At 71.5% G+C, this 21724-nt stretch carries 15 protein-coding genes; 9 read left to right on the top strand and 6 right to left on the bottom strand.

Features of this window, described 5'->3' with window-relative positions:
* Positions 1 to 92: 92 nt before the first annotated feature.
* Together ACZ3UD_RS12065 and ACZ3UD_RS12060 are read right to left on the bottom strand one after the other, a co-directional pair.
* On the bottom strand, positions 93 to 674 hold the full coding sequence (locus ACZ3UD_RS12065; RefSeq protein WP_465585457.1) for a hypothetical protein: 582 nt from the start codon (positions 672 to 674) through the stop codon (positions 93 to 95).
* Positions 652 to 1749: a hypothetical protein gene (locus ACZ3UD_RS12060; protein WP_465585456.1), complete on the bottom strand. Its 1098-nt coding sequence runs from the start codon at positions 1747 to 1749 to the stop codon at positions 652 to 654. Before ACZ3UD_RS12060 ends, ACZ3UD_RS12065 begins: the two co-directional genes overlap by 23 nt.
* 450 nt (positions 1750 to 2199) lie before the next feature.
* Here ACZ3UD_RS12060 and ACZ3UD_RS12055 point away from each other — a divergent pair, with 450 nt between their 5' ends.
* On the top strand, positions 2200 to 4278 hold the full coding sequence (locus ACZ3UD_RS12055; RefSeq protein ID WP_465585455.1) for a phosphocholine-specific phospholipase C: 2079 nt from the start codon (positions 2200 to 2202) through the stop codon (positions 4276 to 4278).
* A 49-nt stretch (positions 4279 to 4327) separates the two neighbouring features.
* Here ACZ3UD_RS12055 and ACZ3UD_RS12050 read toward each other — a convergent pair whose 3' ends face one another.
* The gene (locus ACZ3UD_RS12050; RefSeq protein WP_465585454.1) at positions 4328 to 4777 is read right to left on the bottom strand and encodes an SLATT domain-containing protein; all 450 of its coding nucleotides are present in this window, start codon (positions 4775 to 4777) and stop codon (positions 4328 to 4330) included.
* A 170-nt stretch (positions 4778 to 4947) separates the two neighbouring features.
* Between ACZ3UD_RS12050 and ACZ3UD_RS12045 the strand changes: the two genes are divergently transcribed.
* The 5 genes from ACZ3UD_RS12045 (at position 4948) to ACZ3UD_RS12025 (ending at position 12745) form a co-directional block, all read left to right on the top strand.
* Positions 4948 to 5397 (top strand): hypothetical protein, encoded by a 450-nt coding sequence (locus tag ACZ3UD_RS12045; protein WP_465585452.1) that lies wholly within the window; start codon positions 4948 to 4950, stop codon positions 5395 to 5397.
* Positions 5397 to 5795 carry a cupredoxin domain-containing protein gene (locus ACZ3UD_RS12040; RefSeq protein WP_465585451.1) on the top strand — a complete coding sequence of 133 codons (399 nt, stop codon included), beginning with the start codon at positions 5397 to 5399 and terminating at the stop codon, positions 5793 to 5795. Before ACZ3UD_RS12045 ends, ACZ3UD_RS12040 begins: the two co-directional genes overlap by 1 nt.
* Positions 5796 to 5846: 51 nt before the next feature.
* On the top strand, positions 5847 to 9644 hold the full coding sequence (locus tag ACZ3UD_RS12035) for an HD domain-containing protein (protein ID WP_465585449.1): 3798 nt from the start codon (positions 5847 to 5849) through the stop codon (positions 9642 to 9644).
* 231 nt (positions 9645 to 9875) lie between these two features.
* Positions 9876 to 10364, top strand: a complete 489-nt coding sequence (locus tag ACZ3UD_RS12030; protein WP_465585448.1) for a hypothetical protein — start codon at positions 9876 to 9878, stop codon at positions 10362 to 10364.
* A 389-nt stretch (positions 10365 to 10753) separates the two neighbouring features.
* A complete protein-coding gene (locus tag ACZ3UD_RS12025) occupies positions 10754 to 12745 on the top strand; it encodes an Ig domain-containing protein (RefSeq protein ID WP_465585447.1) in 1992 nt (663 codons plus the stop codon).
* A gap of 77 nt (positions 12746 to 12822) precedes the next feature.
* Here ACZ3UD_RS12025 and ACZ3UD_RS12020 read toward each other — a convergent pair whose 3' ends face one another.
* Positions 12823 to 13296 carry a hypothetical protein gene (locus tag ACZ3UD_RS12020; protein WP_465585445.1) on the bottom strand — a complete coding sequence of 158 codons (474 nt, stop codon included), beginning with the start codon at positions 13294 to 13296 and terminating at the stop codon, positions 12823 to 12825.
* Between the two features lie 520 nt (positions 13297 to 13816).
* On the opposite strand from ACZ3UD_RS12020, the gene ACZ3UD_RS12015 reads away from it, so the two are divergent.
* From ACZ3UD_RS12015 to ACZ3UD_RS12005, 3 genes are all read left to right on the top strand, one after another.
* Positions 13817 to 14641, top strand: a complete 825-nt coding sequence (locus ACZ3UD_RS12015; protein ID WP_465585444.1) for an FAD binding domain-containing protein — start codon at positions 13817 to 13819, stop codon at positions 14639 to 14641.
* Positions 14638 to 17376: a molybdopterin-dependent oxidoreductase gene (locus ACZ3UD_RS12010; protein WP_465585442.1), complete on the top strand. Its 2739-nt coding sequence runs from the start codon at positions 14638 to 14640 to the stop codon at positions 17374 to 17376. The genes ACZ3UD_RS12015 and ACZ3UD_RS12010 overlap by 4 nt, the downstream gene beginning before the upstream one ends.
* A gap of 73 nt (positions 17377 to 17449) precedes the next feature.
* The gene (locus tag ACZ3UD_RS12005) at positions 17450 to 18673 is read left to right on the top strand and encodes an alpha/beta hydrolase (protein WP_465585440.1); all 1224 of its coding nucleotides are present in this window, start codon (positions 17450 to 17452) and stop codon (positions 18671 to 18673) included.
* Positions 18674 to 18697: 24 nt separating this feature from the next.
* On the opposite strand, the gene ACZ3UD_RS12000 is transcribed toward ACZ3UD_RS12005, so the two are convergent.
* On the bottom strand, positions 18698 to 19183 hold the full coding sequence (locus tag ACZ3UD_RS12000) for a universal stress protein (RefSeq protein WP_465585438.1): 486 nt from the start codon (positions 19181 to 19183) through the stop codon (positions 18698 to 18700).
* Between the two features lie 182 nt (positions 19184 to 19365).
* Entirely contained in the window at positions 19366 to 21561 is a 2196-nt protein-coding gene (kdpB, locus tag ACZ3UD_RS11995; protein WP_465585436.1) for a potassium-transporting ATPase subunit KdpB, read from the bottom strand.
* Positions 21562 to 21724: the final 163 nt, after the last annotated feature.

The following is a 21724-nucleotide window of genomic DNA, read 5'->3' as shown; positions in this document are numbered from 1 at the left end:
CACTCGGTCACCGGCCCCGACCGCACCGACCCGTGGTCCGGCACGATCGACTCGGGCGGGAGCAGCGGACGGCGTAGGAGCTGTGTCACCGGTCAGCCGGGTGGGGTCGGCACGCAGTGGCGCAGCACCACGCCCCTGCGCCACCGCACGCCGCCCGGCAGGTCGAACCGCCCCTGACGGCTCGCCACCGTGATCCGCTCGACGGCCAGCGTCGCCTTGGCCGTGCAGAAGCCCGCCCGCACCGCCACCAGCCTGCCCCCGCGCACGACGGCCACGATCCCGTTGAGCTCGAAGACCACCTCGATGTCCACTGCGAGGGTGCCGACCGGCACCCCGTCGACCGACACCTTCACCGTGGGGTGGTGGACCGACCTGACCCGGTGGTCCAGCAGTGCGACGACCTCCTCGCTGCCCGGGGCCGCGCACGTGTTCCGCGCGGCCGCCGCGAGCCCCGCGTGGGTGCGCCAGCCGCCGGCCACCAGATCGATCATGTCCAGTCCCAGGAAACCGTGGACGACACGCGCCACCTCCTGCTCGGCGGCCCGGGAAAGAGCCCTGTCCAGGCCGCCCAGGGCGGTGACCGCGTCCTGTCGGCGGAGGGCGTCGGCGAGTGGCTCCACGGTCCCCAGGAACGTCCCCAGGCAGTACGGGTCATCCGTCGCGACCATCGTCATCGCGCACCTCCTCGATGCTCTGCCGGCCCGGGTCCGGGTGCGGCTCCAGCCGGACGCTGCGCCCGGGCCCGGCGGGCCCGCCCCGCTCGGTCAGCTCCGCCCGGGCGTCGCCCCACGCGCCCGCCTCGGCCGTCACCGTGCCCGACGTGCCGCCCGTCCGCAGGACGCGGCGCAGCCCGAACGCCGTCAGGGCCGCCGCCGCGAGAGCGCCGAGGACGATCCAGAGCAGGTGGTCCGGCGGTGGCTGCGATGGGACCCGCTGGACGACGAGGACCGGGACGGTCTCGGTCACCGTGTGGGTGTCCGCGCATTCCACGGTGATCCGGTGGGAGCCCGTGGGTGCGTTCGACGGGACGGTGGCGGTCGCGTCGAACTTTCCCGACCCGTCGGCCGTGACCGGCCGCGACCTGGGCTCGTTGTCCCAGGAGAACACGACCTGGTGCGGTCCGGCGCTCCCGGGGCAGGCGTTCGTCCGGCCGGAAAGGTGCAGGGCGGCGCCCGGTGTCGCGGTCATCGTCCTGACGGGTGACGGCACGGCAGGCGTCGTCGTGGATCTGGTCGGCGCCGGGGCCTGGACGCGCAGGTGCGCGTCGGCCGTGATCCCCGCGACCGACGCACAGGACGCCCGCAGGTCGTGGTCGCCGCCGGCCGCGTTCGGGGGAACGGTGACCGGGGCGCTGAAGCTTCCGTCGTCGTTGGGCTTGCCGGGGCCGGGAAGCGTGGTGGTGTCCCACATCAGGGTGACGGAGTCGTCCGCGGGACAGGCGAAGCCGGTCCCGGACACAGTGGTGGTGGACCCCGGTGCCGAGCTGGGTGGATCCGCCGTCAGCGTGGGCGGCGCGACGGTGAACGTGGCGGTGGCCGAGGTGGAGGGAAAGCCCGCGCAGGTCACCGTGACCGTGTGCGGGCCGTCCTTGGCACCGTCGGGCACCGTGAACGTGCCGGTGGACGGCCCGTCTCTCCTGGTCTGGACGGTCGTGAGCTCCATGGCCGGGTCGTCCCAGGTCACGTCGGCGGGGACCGGGGTGGGGGACTCCTTGAGGCCGGCCAGGCAGACCTCGAACCCGGACAGCATCACCTGAACGGTCCCGAGCCGAGGTCCGTGCGTCGGTTTCAGGGAGACGGCCCGTCCCTGCGTGGTGGTCCTCGTGGGCGTGGGCGTGGGCGTGGGCGTCGGCGAAGGCGAGGGCGTCGGCGAGGGGCTCGCGCCTGTGGCGAGGGCGGCGAGGACGGCGAGGACGGCGAGGAGCGTGGCGCGGCCACCCGGTAACGCCTTCACCAGCGACTCCGTCCTCTGCCCGGCCCCGCCGCCCATTCTCACCACCGACCCGTGTGTGTGCACCCCGTGGTCGCGGAGCCCAGTGGGTCGGGGCGCTCGGCGGCGGGCGAATTCAGGGCGGTACGAGACTTTCCGTCAACTGTCGGCCAGGTGTAACTTCTCCGCCACCCGGCTACCGACCGGTAGCCATCTGGCTGCCTGACAGTCGCCGACGTCGGAGTTGTCCAGACTTCTCGGAGGCCTCACGTGTCACCCGTCACCCGTCGCACCTTCCTCGGCTCCGCCGCCGCCCTCGGTGCGGCGATCGGGCTGGACGCAGCCCTGTCCGGCGCCGCGCCGAGCGCGTCCGCCGCCACGGCCGGTACCACCGGGACGATCCGGGACATCAAGCACGTCGTGGTGCTCATGCAGGAGAACCGCAGCTTCGACCACTACTTCGGCACCCTGAAGGGCGTGCGCGGATTCGGCGACCGCACCGCCCTCCAGATCGCGGGCGGCACCAGCGTGTTCAACCAGCCGAACGGCGGCGGGCGGCAGTACCCCTGGCAGCTCAGCAAGACCAACACCTGGTGGTGGGGCGTCAGCGCCGAGCAGCTGGCGCAGTGCGACGGCTCGCTCGACCACTCGTGGTCCACCCAGCACCAGGCGTGGAACAACGGGAAGATGGACTCCTGGATCGCCGCCAAGGGCTCGGACAGGACCATGGGCTTCATGGCCCGCGAGGACATACCGTTCCACTACGCGCTGGCCGACGCCTACACCATCTGCGACGCGTACCACTGCTCGATCCTCTCGGCCACCGGCCCCAACCGCACCTACCTGTGGTCCGGCACGATCGACCCGGGCGCCACCGCGGGCGGTCCGGCCTACGACGGCGGCTCCGAGTCGGGCCTGCGCTGGCAGACCTACGCCGAGGCCCTGCAGAACGCGGGCGTGAGCTGGAAGGTCTACCAGAACGCCCACGACAACTTCGGCGACAACGGCCTCGCCTACTTCAACCAGTTCACCGGCGCACCGAGTTCGAGCCCGCTCGCCCAGCGAGGCATGGGCTCGGTGCCCAGTGGCACCGGCTCGACCCCGGACGACATCGCCGCCGCGATCAAGGCCGACGCGCTCGCGGGCACCCTGCCCCAGGTCTCCTGGGTGGTGGCCAACCAGCTGTTCTCCGAGCACCCGGACGGCCCGCCGGAGAACGGCGCGCACTTCGTCAACCTGGTGCTGCAGGCCCTGGCTGCCGACCCGGAGGTCTTCAACTCCACCGCCCTGTTCCTCAACTACGACGAGAACGACGGTTTCTTCGACCACGTGCCCCCGCCCGCGGCCCCGGCCGGCACCGCCGGCGAGTTCTGCAAGGACACCAACATCGGCCTCGGCTTCCGCGTCCCGATGATCGTGGTCTCGCCGTGGAGCCGCGGCGGCTGGGTCGACTCCCAGGTCTACGACCACACCAGCGTCATCCGATTCCTGGAGACCTGGACCGCAGCCCTGGGCACCCCCGCCGTCTGCCCCAACATCAGCACCTGGCGCCGCCAGGTCTGCGGCGACCTCACTGGCGCCTTCGATTTCACCAACCCCGTCCATGGCGTGCCCGCGCTGCCCGACACCAGTGCCACCATCAGCCAGGCCACCGCCAACCTGCAGATCAACCCCACGCCGGGCACCAACGCCATGCCCGCCCAGGAGCCCGGCAGCAAGCCCGCCCGCGCGCTGCCCTACCAGCCCAACGCCTGGGTCGGCCGGATCGAGTACGGCGCCAACGGCCGGATCCTGCTCTGGATCGACCTGGCCAACCAGGGCCCGCAGGCCACCGCCTGGGCACACTACTCGGTGTACGCCAACGCCTACCGCAGCGGCGGCCCCTGGCAGTACACCGTCGCCCCGTACGACACCGCGACCGGCGCCGACGGCAGCGCCACCGACTCCTTCGACATCGGCGCCGGCTACGGCAACGGGCAGTACGACCTCACCGTGCTCGGCCCCAACCGCACCCTGCGCCGCTTCGCCGGCAACGCGACCACCGCGGGCAAGACCGCGGAGGCCACCACCTCCTACGCGCCGGCGCCGGACACCGGCCAGCCGGCGGTCTGGTTCGCCATGACCAACACTGGCACCAGCACCGTCACCTTCACCATTACCGCCACCAACTACCGTACCGGCAGCTGGACTTACCAGGTCGGCCCCGGAGGCACCGTCCAGGACTACTTCAACGCCGTCACGATCGCGCATGGCTGGTACGACTTCACCGTCACCGTCGACAGCGACCCCGCCTGGAGCCGCCGCGCCACCGGCCACCTCGAAACCGGCGCCACCAGCATCACCGGCTGACTCGGCCCCATCGCCCCCGGCCCGCCGCGCTCCCCGCGTGGCAGGCCGGTTAGGCGTTCGACGACGGCGCGGGTTCGCGACGCTGCTCCAACCACGTGCGGCTCAGGTCCTCCCATATCGCCTGGTACCTGCTGAAGACGCCCTCGAGTTGGGGACGGGTCAGCTCGTCGGCCTGCGTCGACGCCACGAGGTACTCCAGGTCATCGGCGAGACGCCGGAAGCGGTACTGCGCCTCCTCCATCAGCACCCACCGGGAGCGCCAGTTGAAGAACGGCTCGGCAGCCGCCAGCGCCGTCACCAGGGCCACCAGCGCGAAGGCCAGGTCCGCCCACCTGTGCAGGCCCAGCAGGATGGTGGAGGCCGCGGACAGTGCCAGTGTCAGCATCTTGATCACGGAAGCGCGCCGACGGAACCGCACCTTCTTTCCGCGGGCGTAGTCGTGACCCTGGCGGATCTTGTCCAGCAGGAGAGCAGCCGTCTCCGTCGGGGTGAGCCCCACGCCCGGTGTGGCTCCGGCGGCGGTGAGGCGGATGCGCCGGGAGCGGGCCCGATCGGCCGCGCCGGCGCCGGCGCCGGGTCGTTCGTACGACTTTCGGATGACTCGGCGCGCGGGCATCCGGAGCGCCGGTTAGCGTCGGCCGCAACACGTCCTCAGTCCCGGAGGTTGCAGTGCAGCGGTGGATCGTCCTGACGGTACTGACCTCGGCCCTCACCGGCCTCGCCTCCCCGGCCCTGGCCGCCGACCCGGACCCGGTCGATGACCAGGTCACCACGACGGTGACCCTCGGTAGGGCCCAGATCGATCCGAAGATCCCCGGCCGGGTCCGGGTGGACGTCGACTACCTCTGCTCGGTCGCCGACGAAGCCCGCTCGCTCACCGTCTCGGTCGAGCAGAAGGACCCGGACGACACCTCCTCCATGGCCTTCGGCTCCAGCCGGACCGCCGAAGCCGACATCCTCTGCGACGGCACGACGCAGCAGCGGCAGCTGGTCGTCCAGTCCAAGACCGTCAACTGGATCCCGGGCGCCGACGCCGTCGTGATCGCCACGGTCTCCAACATCGGCGCCACCCCGTCGGCCGCCGCGGACTCCCGCCGGGTGAAACTCGCCGTCGGCTGATGCACCCGCCCGCCCGGGCCGCCGCCCTCCCGCGGCCCGGCGCCCCGTGCGCCGGCTGCCTCAGCGCCTACGTCGGCCCGGCCCCGGACGAGGCCAGCACCACCGCCGCCCCGCCCTCGGCGACTGCCTTCTCGTCGCCGACCCCCTTCACCGGCACGGTGACGATCCGCGACTTCGCCTTCGATCCCGCCGACTTCACCGTCCACCCCGGCGCCGTCGTCACCGTCCGCAACACCGACACCACCACCCACACCCTCACCGCCCAGGACACCACCTTCGACACCGGGCCCGTCGCCCCCGGCACCTCGGCCACCTTCACCGCGCCGACCCGGCCGGGGGCGTACTCCTACCTGTGCAGCTACCACCACTTCATGAGGGGCATCCTGACGGTGGCCTAGGCAGTGGATTGCCCTACGCTCGATGCCCTGCGAGTGGGGAGGGCGCAAGCGGTGGACAATCAGTCGACGGTGACGCACAGCGTCGTGCACGGCAACCTCGTGCAGGCCGGGAACGTCTACTTCGGCGGGCAGCCCCATGGGTACACGGACGACGACGACCCCTGGGCTCGGTGCGCCGCGCAGTCGCGCGCCTGGCGACACGTCCGGGAGGACCCGGATGCGGAGCTGTACCGGCGGGCGGTGATCGCAGCCGTACGGGAGCTGGTCCGGCTGCGGGACGAGGTCGAACTCGCGGACGACCCCTGGCAGGACCCCGGGGTCGCCGGACGCTTCGCTGACCGGGTCGGCTGGCTGCTCGGTGACGAGCCGCTGGATCTCTACCCGGCCGAAGCCGCGTTGCTGGCCGTGCTGCCCTTCCTCTACCGGGTGCGCTCGCTGCGGCTGGCCGCAGCGCGGGTGGGCGTCCAGCCGACCGACCTCCAGCCCACCGACGACCTCGACAGCGACCGGGCGGCCTACGAGCAGTTCATCGAGTCCCACGACCTGCTGGTTCACCGCGCCCGGACCCGGCCCGACTCGGCGGAACCCCTCGGCTGGTGGCTATTCCACCGCTGGCTCGCCCAGCACGAGGACCTGGCCGACCCTGAGGGCGTCCTTGAGCTTCTCAACCAGCTGCCGACCCTTACCAAGCTCGGCGAGACCTTCTCGCCGAAGCGCATCTGTGCCTTCCTGCACGGCCTTCGCCGAGGCCCCGACGTCGGCAATCGCGACTACCTCCACAGCCTGCGCGAGGACGACCACCTGCGGGCACCCGGCGAACAGCACGTCCGGGAAAAGCGGTTGGCCCTCCTGCTGGCGCTCGCGTACGGAACCGCCATCGAGATGACGGCGCTGCCCGACATCATCGCCGAACACCTCGGCATCCCGCACGCGGTCGACCTCGCGGAGCTGCGCCGCACCCTGGACGAGGCCGCCTGGGGCGGTACCTATGACCTGCCGGTGCTCCGGGCGGAGTGCCACCATGAGGCGGTGGTCGAAGGCCTGCGGTCGTACACCGTCCGGGCCGATGAACTCCTCCACGCCGTCCGCCGGGTCCTCAAGGAGCACCCGCTACCGACCCGCCTCACCTCCGACGAGGCAACCCCCGCCGCCGGGGCCTTCACGGACGGCGCCCGGTTCCGCCTCGATGAACGCCGGGTACGCGGCCTGCTGATGGGCGTCGAGCTCTACCGCGACCGTGACCTGGCGGTCCGCGAGCTGTACCAGAACGCCCTGGACGCCTGCCGCTACCGCCGGGCCCGCACGGAGTACCTCGACCGCACCAACCCCCTGGCCAGCTACACCTACGACGGCCGTATCGAGTTTCGCCAGGGCGTGGACGATGACGGCCGCGCCTATCTGGAGTGCCAGGACAACGGCGTCGGCATGGGCGAGGCCGAGCTGCGCGGCGTCTTCTCCAACGCCGGCGCGCGTTTCGCCGAGCAGCTCGACTTCAAACTCGAACGCGCCGAGTGGAGGAAGACGGACCCGCCCGTTGAGCTGTACCCCAACAGCCGTTTCGGCATCGGGGTGTTGAGCTACTTCATGCTCGCCGACGAGATCTCGGTGACCACCTGTCGGATGGACGCCACCGGCCAACTCGGCCCGCTCCTGGACGTTTCCATCTACGGCCCCAGCCACCTGTTCCGCATCGTGGAGCAGCGGGAGAACGGTCGCGAGCCCGGCACAACGGTCCGCCTCTACCTGCGTGACGACATCGAGCTCGAAGATTCGTGGTCCGTGCTGGCCGTTCTCCAACGCCTGCTGGGCATCGCTGAGTTCCGTACCTCTGCCGTGCATGGCGAGCACAGGGAGGTCTGGGAACCGGGTGTTCTCAGGCTCCGAACAGGCGCTCTGAACGAGGCTTTCGGCCTCAACGTGGGAGGCCTGCTGGTGCCATGGACCTGCGCTCCGGACGGCGCTCAGGTGGTCTGGTGCGAAGAGGGCGGCGCTTTGCTGGTGGACGGCTTGTTCGTGGAACCTGAGGTACAGCGGGGGGTCTTCTCGCCATGGGGCCGAAGTCTCGCCGGCGCAGTGGTGAATCTGTCCGGCCACTTTGCGCCTGGGAAGCTCTCGGTTGATCGGCGCCGCGTCATCGATGACGTGTCGGGTACGGTCGGCGCCTTGTTGGCCGACGCGGCTGGCGAACTTGTCCGGTCCGACTCGGCGCTGCTCCGCATGGAGTGGATCGGGTGGCTTACGGAACAGAGCGTCCAGCTCGCGGACCTGGTGGCAGCGGAGGCGATGCGACAGGGCCGTCAGATGGAGTCGGGCGGTATGACCTTCGATCTCGGAGGAGCCGGATGCTTCCCGGCTGATGGGAGGATTCTCAACGCTGTGGGCGTCGGCTTCCTGGGCGGGACGGCACGGAGGAACAGGGCGAGCGAAGAGCCACCGGACCATGTTGTTCTCTGGCGGCTGATGGCGCACGGCATGGCGGACCGATTGGGGTCGTCGGAGGAGGTATATCCGGAGGTTCTTAAAGCCGGAACCGTCAAGTTGGCGATGCCCTCGGACCTGGCTGTTCTGGCTCCGCGCGGCTCTCGGAGGCGGGCGAACCGCTGGCGGGATCCGGTGTTCGGGGACTGGCTCTCCGAAGCGGCCATCGAGTTGGGCATGACCCAGGGCGACGTGATCAAACGCGCCGCAGAGTTCGGCCTTGTCACCGGCAGCATACAAGCGTCCGGGGCAGCTGATGATGTCTTGGACTCTTCACCGGTCAGTGCAATCGAACTTCTGAGGTTCTGCTGGGGCCCGGACGTTCGGGTCCAGGAAGCGGCCGAGGAGATGGTCCGAAGAGGCAGGTCGATTTCCGCCGATGTGCTTGATGCGGCGAAGGCCATGGTGGCCGACCCGGTGTTCCTACGGGACACCCCGGGGTCTTCGCGGTTCTTCGACATGTTTGAGCAGGGTGGTGCAATCACTCTGGGGCATCTTGCGAAGGTGAGTCGGGTGCTGGGGATGTCGGTTGCCGAGGTTAGCGAGGCCTTTCGCGAGCACGGAGTGGTAGCGGATGCGGCTGGCCTGCCGGCCTTTCCCTCGGATGCGGACGTGAGGTTGCTCAGTGCACGCCTCGACGGCCTGGGCCCCTGGCTCAAGCGTTCGAGGGACGTGCCGGTATCCCATGTGCTGAGAGTGGCGAAGAACGCATCGATCGGCGTGGGGGAGGCAGTCGAGCGGCTGATGACCTTTGGGTTTTCGGTTCATCCGCTACCTGAAGACGCCAAAGCCGACGACGCCGAGCTCTTCTGGGGAATGGATTCCCGGTTCGGCCGCCGGGGCCAAGTTTCCTATCTGCAGCTCTTCAAGGCCACCAGAAGTGGCAGACGTACTGTCAAGGAGGTCATCGACCGGTTCCGAATCTACGGATTCGAGGTCCCCCTGTCTGTTCCAGATGTGCTCGACCCCCTGGACCTTCGGCTGTTCTCCGGCCAAGGCCCGATGAGCTGGCCGGAGACTGTGGTGGGCGGCGTCGTGCCGTTCGCCAGCGTGATCACGGCGGCGATTGAGATGGGCCGACAGCCGGATGAACTTGCGTGTCACCTCAAGTCCCGTGGGATTTCGGTGTCCTCCTACGCGCTCCCCCCGAACGTCACCCTGGCCGAGGCCGCGGAGCTGGTTGATGTGTTCCCGATTGAGCGACTTCGCGGCACGTATTCCCTGGCAAGGCTCCTGAGAGAGGCGCAGCGCTGCGGAAGGCCCGCCTGGGAGCTTCACTCCTGGCTGTATGACTGGGGTATCACCGACCGGACCTTCACGGAGACTCTCCACGCAGCACTAGCAAAGGTGCCCATGGCCGACCCCTCCTGAGGGCCGAAATCCACCCGCGAACAGGGCTGCTTTGCCATACCCCAATGTTCTACAGTTCTGTAGAAATACGTGAGACAGCGAACGGGGGGCACGGCATGGACAGGCCGCTTCGACTGCCGCAGCAGGACCGGGCCGACTTCGAGACCGAGCTCGGCAAGGCGCTGGCGGCGCCGCAGGTGCGGGCCGCGCTGCGGGACAGCGGGGAGGAGTCGCGGGGGGGGGGGGGAGCGGTTGCGGCGGACGGCGCGGGAGAACGCCGAGTACGTGCTGGCCGCGGCGGCACCGGAGTACGAGCGGTACGCGGCGCTTCGGGCGGACGCCGACTCGGCGGCCCGGCTGCCGGTGGACGCACCGGCGCGGGAGCGGGCGTCCGGATGGTGGGGGGTGCTGGGGGTGATAGTGCCGATCGTCGCCGCCGCGGCCGCCGCGGTGCTCCTGCTGCTCGGCTACCTGCTGGGGCTGGCCGAGGACATGGAGGTGCTGGGGCGGGCGCTGGTGACCGCCGGGTGGGTGGCCGCCGGGGTGGCGGCGGTGTGCCTGCTGGTCGGCGGGCTGGGGCTGTTGGGGGCGGCGACCCGGGCCCAGGGCTCGGCGGCGGCCGAAGAGGCCGAGGGCCTGGGGGAGTTGGTGCAGGCGCGGGACGCCTGGCGGTCGGCGCTGGCGGAGCGCGGGTTGGTGCCGTTCCTGGTGGCGCAGGCGAACGTGGGCCGACGGGTCTGACCAGGGGCGGGCGGCGCCTGGCGGGGGGAGTGTCAAGGCGAGGTCGGGTCGGGTAAGGGGCGGTTAAAATCCCTGCCCGCCCGTGGAGTTGGCGAGCCGGTCGCGGTGGTGCCGGACCGGGGGTGATCGGCCCTGGTGGGACGGGTGCGGTGGCGCGCCGGAGTGTGTCGGGCGGCGTGCCCGTGGACGGGTGGCATTGCGTCGTGTCCTGTGCGGGGCCTTGTGCGCGAGGGGCGGTGAAATATCATATGGCGCATTGCACAGCGGCGCCCCGAGGTGAGACCCGGTTCCCCGTCTCGTCGCAACCCCGTTGGCGATCAGTCAGCTCTGCATGCCTGCCGCAAACGTGCGTCCCCCTCCCCCACGTCACGAGAGACGGAAGCCGACCCGTGTTCAGATTCCGATCCCGCACCTCCACGGGCGCCCAACGCGCCCCGCGGACCGCCTTGGTGGCCCTCGCGGCCGCGCTGGCCGGCGCAGCGCTCAGCAGTCCGCTGTCCGCCATGGCCGACTCCCACGCGCCGCGGGCTGCCACCGTCGCGGTTCAGCCGGGCACCCCGAAGACGGCCGCCGCCCCGCAGAAGTCCGGTCCGCGCCGGGCCAGGGCCGCCAGGACCGGTCCGGTAGCCACGGCGAACACCGGTGGCGGGAAGACTCCCCAGCTGGTGGACGGCGCCGACCCGGGCAGCGGTAAGGACGGCGACGGCAACGTCGCGAACCAGTACGACCTCCAGGTCACCTACAAGGGCGGCCAGGAGTCGACCGGCGTGGTGATCGGCGCGCCCAAGGTCTACCTGGTGCTCTGGGGCTCCCAGTGGGGGACCCCGTCGACCAACTCGACCGGCGACGTCGTGACGACCGGGGACCCGGATCAGGCCGCCCCGTACCAGCAGGACTTCTTCAAGGGCCTCGGCAGCGCCGGCGACGGCTGGAGTGCCGTCCTGACCCAGTACTGCGAGGGCATAGCGGCCGGTTCCGTCCAGTGCCCGGCCGGGGCCGCGCACATCCCGTACCCGCAGGCGGGGAGCGTGCTCGCGGGTGTCTGGGTGGACAACGGCGCCCCCGCGCCGCAGGCCGCGACCGAACCGCAGCTCGGTGCCGAGGCGCTGGCCGCTGCCAAGCACTTCGGCAACCTGACCGAGGCGCAGAACCGCAACGTCCAGTACGTCATCGACTCGCCGCAGGGCGCCGACCCGGACAAGTGGAAGGAGCTGGGCTACTGCGCCTGGCACGACTTCCAGCGCTCGCCGTACGGCCAGCTCGCCTACACCAACATGCCGTACCTGACGGATGTGGCCGGCTGCGGCACCAATTGGTTCGGCGAGAACACCCCGAGGGGCCGACTGGACGGTTACGGGATCATCGGCGGCCACGAGTACGCGGAGACGGTGACCGACCCGAACACCCCGGGCGGCTGGACCGACGCCACCGGCCAGGAGGTCGGGGACAAGTGTGCCTGGATCCCGAAGGGCGCCAACGGCGGGCTGTTCTTCGAGGACCTGCCGACGGGCAGCTTCCCGCTGCAGACCCTGTGGTCCAACACCGACCACCTGTGCATGGCTTCGGACCCGGTGGTGACCGGTCCGCCGGTCTCGGTGAGCACGATGTGTGACCGGACCGACAAGGCCGGGCAGCCGCTGTCGGTCCCGGCGGTGGGCGTGTCCAGCAGCGGTTCGGCCCTCACCTACAGTGCCACCGGGCTGCCGCAGGGGCTGGCCATCGACGCGAACAGTGGGGTGATCTCCGGCACCGCCGCCGCGACCAACGGCTACCAGCGGATCACCGTGACGGCGACGGACGCAGCGGGCAAGGCGGCGTCCACCGGCTTCTGGGAGAACGTCAGCGCCGCCGGTGGGACGGGCTGCGGCTCGATCGAGCAGCTCATCGACCCCGGCTTCGAGAACGGCTCGGCGGACGTCAACCACACCGTGATGACGGACGCCTGGAGCCCGTCGGGGTACAACATCATCACCCCGTCCAGCCTGCACGCGCCGCACTCCGGCTCGTGGTACGCCTGGCTCGGCCAGAACACCGGGACGGACGACTCCATCACCACCTACCTGAACACCTACCCGGGCTACGGGCGGGCGGGCTTCTCCTTCTGGCTCGACACCGAGTCGGCCAACGCCTCCACCACCGCGCCCGACACACTGTCGCTGGTGGCGATCAACCAGTACACCGGGCAGCCGATCGGCACGGTGAAGACCTGGAGCAGCCAGAACCCGACCAACGGCTACCAGTACCAGTCGGTGGATCTCTCCTCGGTCATCGCCCAGGTCGGTTGGGGGACCACCATCGGTCTCAAGCTGGTCTCCCACGAGACCGGCGCGACCCCGACCACCGCGTTCCTGATCGACGACGCCTCGGCCCGGGAGAGCTGACCTCGCACCCGAACGTCGGCCCCGGCACCGCGCGTTGCGGTGGCGGGGCCGACGCCGCTGCGATCACGGCCCGGGGGTCAGGGCCCGGGCAGCGGTCGGGGGCCGGTGTGTGTGCGGGCGGCGTCGGTCAGGAGCTGGACGGCGTCGAGCGGGATGTCGAGCCGCCGGGCGATCCACGGTGCCGGGCGGCCGGCCTTGGCGAGCATCCAGGCCGAGTACAACTGGCCGAGCTGGGGGGCGCGTTCGGCGAGCAGCAGGGGGCGGACGGCTTCCATCGGGAAGCCTTCGAGCGCCCGGGCGCTGTACTCGCGCCCGTTGGGGCCGAGCGGTGGCAGCGGCAGCGGGCGGCGGGCGTCGAGCCAGCGGCTGAACAGCACCGCGCCGACCACCAGCAGCCCGGAGCAGGAGGCACCGATCAGGATGCCGCCGATCACCGGGCGGTCCTCCTCCTGCGCCATGCCGAGGGCGACCTCCTCCAGGACGAGCAGCCCGAGGGCGGCGAGCAGGACCGCCGCCTCGCGCGGGCGCGGGAAGAGCCGGGACGTCGTCATGGGGAACCTCTTCCTCGGCAGGGGCGCCGGGGGTTGGGGGCGGGCGCGGCGACTCACCTTCCGTACAACGGTGGCGGGCGGCCCGGGGCACGCCTGGACGACCAGGCGGGTGGAAGTCCGGTCCGCCGAGTTGACGTGACGTCAGAACGTCACCGAGTGGGCCGAGTTCTGCCGGATGGCGGCTCGGAAGTTCGGGAGCAGACGTGGGCGTGGTCGCGGGCCGGACTCCTGCGGTCCATGGGTCTCGACTCCTTCCGGTCGGGCGCGCCGGGATTGGTGCGGACGTCGACGGGGCGGGGACTCATCTTGCGGACCTGTCGCCAGCATAGCCCGGTCATGTCAACTTCGACAGAATTGTCGACGTGGGCATGCGGAGCGGCCAACTCCCCGGCCGCCTTTGGGCGATCAACCAGTGCGCAACCGGTGCGAATGGTGCCCGGACCCACTCGTGACGCCCGTGCGCCGGCGGCTTCAATCGGCCTACCGAAGGAACGGGACCGGCCGAGGACGGTGGGGCGACATGGATCTGAACACGGTGGCCGAGATGCGCGACGCCCGTCTCGGCGGGGGTTGGCGGCCCGGCGACGCCTGGCTCGGCGGCGGGACGTACCTGTTCTCCGAGCCGCAGCCGCACATCCGCCGGCTGATCGACCTCGGCCGGATGGGCTGGGAGCCGCTCACCCGCACCCCGGACGGCGGCCTGGAGATCGCCGCCACCTGCACCGTCGCCCAGCTGTCCCGCTACGGCAGGACCGCCGGGTGGACGGCCGCGCCGCTGGTCGAGCAGTGCTGCCGGGCCTTCCTGGCCTCCTGGAAGATCTGGAACCTGGCCACCGTCGGCGGCAACCTCTGCAACGGCCTGCCGGCCGGCCCGATGATCTCGCTCACCGCCGCCCTGGACGGCGTCTGCCTGCTGCGCGCCCCTTCCGGCGAGCAGCGCCGCGTCCCGGTCGCGCAGTTCGTCACCGGCGCCGGGCGGAAGGACCTGCGGCCCGGCGAACTGCTGCGCTCGATCACCCTGCCCGCTCGCGCCCTGGCGAGCCGCACGGCCTTCCGCCAGGCCTCGCTGTACGGGCTGGGCCGCTCCGCAGCCCTGGTGATCGGCACCCTGGACCCGGTGGACGGCTCGCTCACCCTCACCGTCACCGCCTCCACCGTCCGCCCGATCCGGCTCTGGTTCCCGCCCGGCGCGAACGCGGCGGCCGTCGAGGAGGCGGTCCGGGACGGCATCCGGCCGCAGGAGTACGTCGACGACATCCACGGGCTGCCCGCCTGGCGGCGGCACCTGACCTTCCGCTTCGCCGAGCAGATCCGCCACGAGCTGACAGAGGAGGCAGCGCGATGAGCTTCGCGATGCACGTCAACGGGCAGCCCACCGACGCCGAGCCCCGCCCCGGCCAGTGCCTGCGCACCTACCTGCGCGAACGCGGCTGGTTCGGGGTGAAGAAGGGCTGCGACGCCGGCGACTGCGGCGCCTGCACCGTCCAGGTCGACGGTGAGCCGGTGCACAGCTGCCTCTACCCGGCGGTCCGGGCCGAGGGCCGCTCCGTCACCACCGTCGAGGGCCTGGCCGGCCGGGACGGCGAACTGCACCCGATGCAGCAGCGCTTCCTGGACGCCCAGGGCTTCCAGTGCGGCTTCTGCACGGCCGGCCTGCTGATGACCACCTCCGCCCTGGACGCCGAGCAGCTCACCGACCTGCCGCGCGCCCTGAAGGGCAACCTGTGCCGCTGCACCGGCTACCGGGCGATCGAGGACGCGGTCCGGGGCGTGAAGCACACCGAATCGCCGTGCGCCGGCCAGGCCGTCGGCCGTAGCCTCGGTGCCCCGGCCGGCCCGCAGGTGGTCACCGGCACCGCCCGCTACACCTTCGACCTCGACGTGCCCGGACTGCTGCACATGAAGCTGCTGCGCTCCCCGCACCCGCACGCCCGGATCGTCTCCATCGACACCTCGGCCGCCCTGCGCGTCCCCGGCGTGCACGCCGTGCTCACCCACCGCGACGCGCCCGAGCGGCTGTACTCCTCCGCCCGGCACGAGCACCCCACCGAGGACCCGGACGACACCCGCGTCCTGGACGACGTGGTCCGCTTCGTCGGCCAGCGGGTCGCCGCCGTGGTCGCCGAGAGCGAGGCCGCCGCCGAGGAGGGCTGCCGCCGGATCGCCGTCGAGTACGAGCAACTCCCTTACGTCATCGACCCGGAGGAGGCGATGGCCCCGGGTGCGCCGGTGATCCATCCCAAGGGCCCGGAGTCTCGGATCGCCCGCGCCGAGAACAACGTCTGCGGCGAGGCCCACGGCGAGACGGGCGACGTCGGACAGGGCTTCGCCGAGGCGGACCTCGTCTACGAGGAGACCTTCCGGACCCAGCGGGTGCAGCACGCCAGCCTGGAGACCCACGGCTGCGTCGTCTACTTCGAGGAGGCCGAGGAAACGGGGGAGGAGCGGATCGTGGTCCGGTCCTCCACCCAGGTGCCCTTCCTCACCCGGCGTGCCCTGTGCGACCTGTACGACCTGCCGATGGAGAAGGTCCGGGTGGTGGCGGGCCGGGTCGGCGGCGGCTTCGGCGGCAAGCAGGAGATGCTCACCGAGGACATCACGGTGCTCGCGGCGATGCGGCTGCACCGGCCGGTGAAGCTGGAGTTCACCCGTGCCGAGCAGTTCTACGGCGCCACCACCCGGCACCCGTTCCGGATCACCGTCAAGCTCGGCGCCAAGCGGGACGGCACCCTGACGGCCATCCAGTTCCGAGTGGTGTCCAACACGGGGGCGTACGGCAACCACGGGCCGGCGGTGATGTTCCACAGCGTCGGCGAGTCGATGGGCGTCTACCGGGCACCGCACAAGAAGGTGGACGCGTACTCCGTCTACACCAACGGCGTGCCCGCCGGGGCCTTCCGCGGCTACGGCCTCGGCCAGGTCACCTTCGCGGTGGAGTCCGCGATGGACGAGCTCGCCCGGCGGCTGGGCCTCGACCCGCTCGTCCTGCGCGAGAGGAACATCATCGGACCCGGCGAGCACATGGAGGGCCCGCTCGGCGAGGAGGAGGACCTCCACATCGCCAGCTACGGCCTCGACCAGTGCCTCGGCGTCGTCCGCACCGCCCTCGCGAACGACACCAGTGCCGAACTCGCCCCCGAGGGCTGGCTGGTGGGCCAGGGCTTCGCGATGGCGGCCATCGCCTGCGGCCCGCCTGGCGGCCACATCGCCGACGCCACGGTGAAGCTCCTGGAGGACGGCACGTACGACATCGCCGTGGGCACCGCCGAGTTCGGCAACGGCACCACCACCGTCCACAAGCAGATCACCGCCGGGGCCCTGGGCACCACCGTGGACCGGATCACCATCCGGCAGTCCGACACCGACGTCGTCCGGCACGACACCGGCGCCTTCGGCTCGGCCGGCACGGTCGTCGCGGGCAAGGCGGTGATGAAGGCGGCCAACGCGCTCGCCGAGCAACTCCTCACCTTCGCCGCCGAGTACGCCCGCACCCCACGCAGCCTGCTGCGGCTCGCCGCCGACGCGGTCGAGTGCGACGGGCGGGTGATCACGCTCAAGGAGATCTTCGAGGCCGCCCGCGGCAAGGGCGTCACGCTCGCCGCCGACGGCCACTTCGGCGGCTCGCCGCGCTCGATCGCCTTCAACTCCCAGTGGTTCCGCATCGCCGTCGACCCGGACACCGGCGAGATCCGCATCCTGCGCAGTGTCCACGGCGCCGACGCCGGAAAGGTGATGAACCCGCTGCAGTGCCGGGGCCAGGTCGAGGGCGGGGTCGCCCAGGCGCTCGGCGCGACGCTGTTCGAGCGGGTGCTGCTGGACGAGCGGGGCGAGGTCACCACCGCGGCCTTCCGCCGCTACCGGCTCCCGGCGTACGCCGACGTGCCGCGCACCGAGGTGCACTTCTCCGACACCTCGGACGCGATCGGCCCGCTCGGCGCCAAGTCGATGAGCGAGAGCCCGTTCAACCCGGTCGCCCCCGCCTTCGCCAACGCGCTGCGCGACGCCACCGGCATCCGCTTCACCGACCCGCCGTTCCTGCGCGACCAGGTGTGGCAGGCGCTGGCCGACCGGAGGCAGTGACGAGGCGGTCACCCTGGGTGGGGGATCCTCTTCCCCGGCCGGTGGTCCACAGTGGTAGGGGAGGCCGGGACGGATGGGACTCACCAGTCACAAACTGCTGGCGCTGGCGGCGCTGCTCGCGGTGGCCACCGTGCTCGGCACGCTCTGGGTCTGGCCCAGGCTCGCCGTCCGCAGCTGGCCCGCGATGTTCCTGCGGCTGGGCACCATCGCCCTCACCCAGGTGGCCCTGCTCGCCACGCTCGGGCTCGCCGTCAACGATTACTTCATCTTCTACAGCAGCTGGTCCGACCTGCTCGGGCGCGAGCACGGCGCCGGTGTCATCCAGGGCACCAGCACCACTCCGGGCACCAGCACCACTCCGGGCGCCAGCACCACTCCGGGCGCCAGCACCACTCCGGGCGCGACCGGCACCCCGGGCGCCACCGGCACCCCGGCGGGCGGGCGCCCCGGGGTGCAGACGCTCGGCACGGCCGAGATCACCGGCGCCGGCTCGGCCAGCCGGGACCCGGCCCGGATCGGCCGGCTCGACCAGGTCCGGCTGCCCGGCACCACCACCGGGCTGAGCACCGACGGGTACGTCTACCTGCCGCCGCAGTACTTCCAGCCCGGCAACGAGGGTCGGCACTTCCCGGCCGTGCTGGTGATGACCGGCTTCCCCGGGGACGCCAAGAACCTGGTCACCAAGCTGCGCTACCCGGCCACCGAACTCGACCTGCTGCACAAGGGGACGATGAAGCCGACCGTACTGGTGCTGATGCGGCCCTCGCCCAGCATGCCCCGGGACAGCGAGTGCGAGGACATCCCGCACGGCCCGCAGGCGCAGACCTACTTCACCACCGATGTGCCCGCCGACCTGCGGGCCTCCTACCGGGTGCTGGGCGGCGCGGACAGCCTGGGCGTCATGGGCGACTCGACCGGCGGCTACTGCGCCCTCAAGCTCGGCATGGTGCACCCGGAGGTCTTCCCGGTCGCGGCCTCGCTCTCCGGCTACTTCAAGGCCCCGGAGGACGTGACCACCGGCGACCTCTTCGGCGGCAGCCGGCAGCGCCGCGACGAGGCGGACCTCAACTGGCGCCTCGCCCACCTGCCGCCGCCCGCTCTCGCCGTGCTGCTCGCCGACAGCAAGGAGGACGGCAGCACCTACGCCGACTCCACCGCCTTCGCGGCGGCCGCCCGTCCGCCCCTGGTGGTGGTCCAGGCGACGGTGGACACCGGCGGCCACAACTTCACCACCTGGAACCGGCTGATCCCGCCCTCGCTCAGCTGGCTCAGCGCGCACCTGTCGGGTCCGGCGTAGCGGCGCGTCGGGACGGCTGCGCGCTCACCGCGCGAGCAGCGGCAGCGGTGCCCCCGTACGGGCGGGCAGTTCGAGGCGGGTCAGCAGCGCCGACGGCGAGACCTCGACCACCCGGCAGCCGGCCCGGTGCCGGCAGTGCCGGGCGACCGACGTGCCGCGCAGCCGGTCGAAGCCGCGCCGGGTGGCGGCGCCGAGGACCAGCAGGTCGTCCGGGCCGGTGACGGCGGCGACCAGGGCGGGCCCCGGCTCGGCGTTCACCACCATGGGGTGGATGACCAGGCCGGAAGGGTAGCCGCCGTAGGCCTGCTCGAAGGCGATGTCCAGCCGCCGCCGGGCGGCGTGCTCCAGCTCGGAGAGCGGGCGCAGCCCGTCCTTGTCGCCCGCCGTCCACGCGGCGACGGGCACCAGCACGGCCTCGTGCCGGGCCGCCTCGCCGACGGCGTGGTAGAGGGCGGCCAGACTGCTCAGTGATCCACTCAAGCCGACGATCACTCGGGATGTGCCGGTCATGGCCGTTCGCCTCCGTCTCCCCGGTAGGTCACTCCGGTCGAGTTCCGCCGGTTCGGTACTCCTTGCTTCGGATGACTCCAGTGAACCCCGGAACAGCACCGTCCGTACTGCCGCTGACACCGTCATGACGCCGGTCGCGCACATCTTGACGGCCTTCTGACAGGTCCGCCGCTTCGGAGGGCTCAGCCCAGTCCCGGCACGAACTGGATCAGCAGGTCGATCGCCTTGATCCCGAGGAACGGCAGGATCAGCCCGCCCAGCCCGTACACCCGCAGGTTGCGCCGGAGCAGGTCGGTCGCGGAGGCGGGCTGGTAGCGCACGCCGCGCAGCGCCAGCGGGATCAGCGCGATGATGATCAGCGCGTTGAAGATGATCGCGGAGGCGATCGCCGAGGTGGGGCTGTGCAGTTCCATGATGTTGAGGTGGTGCAGCCCGGGGTAGGCGTTCGCGAACATCGCGGGGATGATCGCGAAGAACTTGGCCACGTCGTTGGTGATCGAGAAGGTGGTCAACGCGCCCCGGGTGATGAGGAGTTGCTTGCCCACTCGGATGATGTCGATCAGCTTGGCCGGGTTGGAGTCGAGGTCGACCATGTTGCCGGCCTCCTTGGCGGCCGGGGTGCCGGAGTTCATCGCGACGCCGACGTCGGCCTGGGCGAGGGCGGGGGCGTCGTTGGTGCCGTCGCCGGTCATCGCGACCATGTTCCCGGCGGCCTGCTCGCGCCGCAGGTGGGCGAGCTTGTCCTCGGGGGTGGCCTCGGCGAGGAAGTCGTCCACGCCGGCCTCCTCCGCGATCGCCCTGGCGGTCAGCGGGTTATCGCCGGTGACCATGACGGTGCGGATGCCCATCCGCCGCAGCTCGGCGAAGCGTTCGGCGATGCCCTCCTTGACCACGTCCTTGAGCTCGACCACGCCGAGCGCCCGGGCGCCGTGCCGGTCGTGCACGGCGACCAGCAGCGGAGTACCGCCGGTCTCGGCGATCCGGTCCACCAGCGGCTTGGCCTCCATCGGCAGTCGCCCGCCGGAGTCCACCACCCAGCGGGCGACGGCCGCGGCCGCGCCCTTGCGGATCAGGCAGCCGTTGCCGTCCGGCCAGCGCAGGTCGACGCCGCTCATCCGGCTGTGCGCGGTGAACGGCACGGGCTGCTGCTCGCCCAGTTCGCCGGGGGCCCTCGGCGGCACCCAGTACTGACGGTACGTCAGTTCGATCAGCGAGCGACCCTCCGGCGTCTCGTCCGCGACGGACGCCAACTGTGCCGCCTCGGCGAGCTGTTCCATCGTGGCGCCGGGCAGCGGGTGCAGCGCGACGGCCCGGCGGTTGCCGTGGGTGATGGTGCCGGTCTTGTCGAGGAGCAGCACGTCGACGTCGCCTGCGGCCTCAACTGCCCGGCCGGACAGGGCGATCACGTTGCGCTGCACGAGGCGGTCCATCCCGGCGATGCCGATCGCGGACAGCAGGGCGCCGATCGTGGTCGGGATCAGCGCGACCATCAGCGCGACCAGCACGATCGTGGTCTGCGGCGCGTGGGCGTAGATGGCCATCGGCTGGAGCGAGACGACCGAGAGTAGGAAGACGATGGTGAGGGAGGCGAGCAGGATGTTCAGCGCGATCTCGTTCGGCGTCTTCTGCCGGTCGGCGCCCTCGACCAGGGCGATCATCCGGTCCACGAAGCTCTGCCCGGGGCGGGAGGTGACCCGGACGATCAGGTGGTCGGAGAGCACCCTGGTGCCGCCGGTGACGGCGGTGCGGTCGCCGCCGGACTCGCGGATGACGGGTGCGGACTCGCCGGTGATCGCCGACTCGTCGACGCTCGCGACGCCCTCGACCACCTCGCCGTCCTGCGGGATGACCTCCCCGGCCGGGACGAGCACGATGTCGTGCAGCATCAACTCCTCGGCGGGGAGCACCTCGTGGCGGTGGTCGCGGGTGCCGACCCGCCAGTGCAGCAGCCGTCGGGCCGTCGTCCCCGCCTGGGCGCGGCGCAGCGATTCGGCCTGCGCCTTGCCCCGGCTCTCGGCCACGGCCTCGGCGAGGTTGGCGAACAGCACGGTCAGCCAGAGCCAGAAGGAGATCATCCAGGCGAAGACGCTCGGGTGGATCACCGCGCTGATGGTGGTGAGCGCCGAGCCGGTCTCGACCACGAGCATCACCGGGTTGCGCACCATCACACGCGGGTCGAGCTTGCGGACGGCGGCGGGCAGTGCCTCGGCCAGCTGCCGTCGGGTGATCAGCGTGCGGCGGCCTTTGGGTGAGGACGGGCGGTGGCTCGGATGGTGCTGCGGGGGCTGCTCGGGTGCGGGCGCTGGGCGGCGGAACCAGTCGGTTCGGGTGGCGGTGGCAGCGGTGGCATCCGGGGTGGTGAGGGCCGAACGGCGCATCGTCTCGGGGACCTTCCGGGCCGCCCCCGAAGCGGCGGGGCGGCGGGCTCGGTGGCGACGGGGAACGGCCGACAGCCCACCACCCGATCCGGCCGCGCCATGCGGCTCTTGACGCAGGCTTGGCGGGGAACCGGCCGTCCTTGACATTTCCCTGACACCACCC

This window comes from Kitasatospora sp. NPDC023118, from assembly GCF_055560875.1.
This window is presented reverse-complemented; position numbering and strand designations above follow the sequence as displayed.

Excerpts from the sequence above, each read along its gene's own strand:
- ACZ3UD_RS12015 (WP_465585444.1), top strand. The coding sequence starts at position 13,817 with ATGGATCTGAACACGGTGGCCGAGATGCGCGACGCCCGTCTCGGCGGG.
- ACZ3UD_RS12005 (WP_465585440.1), top strand. The coding sequence starts at position 17,450 with ATGGGACTCACCAGTCACAAACTGCTGGCGCTGGCGGCGCTGCTCGCG.
- ACZ3UD_RS12000 (WP_465585438.1), bottom strand. The coding sequence starts at position 19,183 with ATGACCGGCACATCCCGAGTGATCGTCGGCTTGAGTGGATCACTGAGC.
- ACZ3UD_RS12020 (WP_465585445.1), bottom strand. The coding sequence starts at position 13,296 with ATGACGACGTCCCGGCTCTTCCCGCGCCCGCGCGAGGCGGCGGTCCTG.
- kdpB (WP_465585436.1), bottom strand. The coding sequence starts at position 21,561 with ATGCGCCGTTCGGCCCTCACCACCCCGGATGCCACCGCTGCCACCGCC.
- ACZ3UD_RS12060 (WP_465585456.1), bottom strand. The coding sequence starts at position 1,749 with ATGCTGTCCGGGTTCGAGGTCTGCCTGGCCGGCCTCAAGGAGTCCCCC.
- ACZ3UD_RS12040 (WP_465585451.1), top strand. The coding sequence starts at position 5,397 with ATGCACCCGCCCGCCCGGGCCGCCGCCCTCCCGCGGCCCGGCGCCCCG.
- ACZ3UD_RS12010 (WP_465585442.1), top strand. The coding sequence starts at position 14,638 with ATGAGCTTCGCGATGCACGTCAACGGGCAGCCCACCGACGCCGAGCCC.
- ACZ3UD_RS12065 (WP_465585457.1), bottom strand. The coding sequence starts at position 674 with ATGACGATGGTCGCGACGGATGACCCGTACTGCCTGGGGACGTTCCTG.